The 1,813-nt window shown below is 53.0% G+C and carries 2 protein-coding genes; one reads left to right on the plus strand and one right to left on the minus strand.

The annotated features are described in order from the left end of the window. Positions 1–577 (minus strand): hypothetical protein (locus ABF979_RS16750; RefSeq protein ID WP_415560794.1); only part of this gene is annotated, 577 nt, incomplete at its 3' end. A gap of 994 nt (positions 578–1,571) precedes the next feature. Here ABF979_RS16750 and ABF979_RS16755 point away from each other — a divergent pair. Further along, positions 1,572–1,813, plus strand: a 242-nt coding sequence (locus ABF979_RS16755; RefSeq protein WP_415560795.1) for a hypothetical protein, incomplete at its 3' end; no start/stop codon positions are given.

Below are 1,813 nucleotides of genomic sequence, written 5' to 3' on the forward strand. Positions count from 1 at the left end.
TCAGCACGCCAGAGAGAATGCGGCCGGCGACGAACACGTCATGAATTAAAGAGGCTGGATGATACGGAGCGCTTGTTTGCGGATCGTAGAGCTTCCAGATGCGGTGGTAATCATCGTGACCGACAATCAGGTTTGAAAACAGGCCCCTCATCAGCCGGTCAAAACGCAGAACTTGCAGATCATCCCCATGAGGCAAAGGCGCGAGCCAGCCCTGGACACGACCATCCAGTGGTACAATCAATGTCGGTGCGCCGTGCTTCTTTCCTTGATAATGCTCGTTTTCGATCGCCTCCAGAAAGGGTCGATGAACAAGATCATTCCGCAGTTCTGGATCAAGACGCAGGAAGATCGACGTATTGATCGTATCACGCGGAATGTGCGTCACGGTGAGCTGTTCGGTTGGAGACCACAGACACATGCGTTCAGCAGAGTGGCTGGCACCGCCGGAATTGCCGACTAGCAGATCGAGCAGACAGGCTTCAATCAAAGTGGAGGCACCACTCCTTGGATGAGCAGGAGAGCCTGTGGGAGCGAGCCCGATAATCCGCGCTGGAATGTCAGAGGGAGAGAAAGACATAGGAGATCCAGTAAAAGACTGTGATCACCCGCAGGGTCTTGCCATGTGGCAGAGAGAACCTCTGGGGCGAGAGCCGCAGCGCAGCTCCCCTCCCCTTGTCTGCAAAAGCAAAAATACCTCCTCCGCTCCGACGGGATGCAACTCCCCGCCCATGCTGGTTGCAGCTCCATCGGTTTCATAAGCCGCGCCAGCCGGCTATGATCCTGCCCTGCCTTTCAGGCAAACGCTGATGCGATGACCATCAGGTTCAGCATTTCAGATGAGCTTTGCTATTTTTCTCAAAAGTCCACTGCCACGCACCAAGGGTGCCTTGGTCTGTAACAGATTTTCCGCACTCTCTTTGTCCGGCGGATGTCCGCCTGATATCCGCTCGGTGCCCCGTCAAGAGCGCAATCATGTCAGAAATCATTTGAGATCTTTCCGGTCCCGATCGTTTGGCATCCAGAAAAAAAATTGAATCCTTTTCCTCAGGATGAGCGATTTTTCTGGTGGCTTATTTTCAGTCTACTAAATCTGAAGGGGTCTGAGCGTGCGTCCTCTATGATAGGCGCTTTCAGTCTCGTGCCACTGCAGCAGTCAGGGTTTTCATGAAAATATTGTCCGAAAAGGAGATCATACTTCTCTTTCGCGAGGCCCGGATCAAGACACGCGGTCAAGAGCTACCTACGTTTCTTGAACTCCAATATGAGGCATTGCAGCCCAGTTTGAACGGCTCGCCTGACTGGCGTTCGGTCACGGCCGGCTTCTCTAGACTTGGTATTCGCAATGCCCGTAACGGCCCTTTGACGCCGGACACGGTCCGCAAGGCATGGCGACGCGTTGAGCTCAAGGTTAATGCAAAAGCACGTTCGGAACGGGTAGCCTCTCCGTTGGTCCATTTTCTTCAACACACCGCTGCTCCATCGACATCCAGTACGGCCCGACCAGTTTCAAAGGCGGATGAACATACAGGCTTCGACGGCCGAAGATCGAACGAGGAGCCACCATCGAGAAATTGGAGCGTAGAAGAAAAGCTGAAAAAGGCCATGCAGCAGTTGCGGCGTTCGGAAACGCCCATGCCGAAGCCAATTTCTGCGAATCAGAGATCGAAGAACAACAGGAATTAGCTCATCACGAAATAGTGATATTGCATTCCGCCGTCAGGACACCAGACGCCGTGAACCGTCAGGGCCGTCCAGTGACACGTCCAAAAACATCATGGTCCATCCAGACAATTAATTATGAAATAGTCTATAT

The sequence above is a fragment of the Gluconobacter sp. genome, from assembly GCF_047723935.1.
In the GTDB taxonomy this organism is placed as follows: domain Bacteria; phylum Pseudomonadota; class Alphaproteobacteria; order Acetobacterales; family Acetobacteraceae; genus Gluconobacter.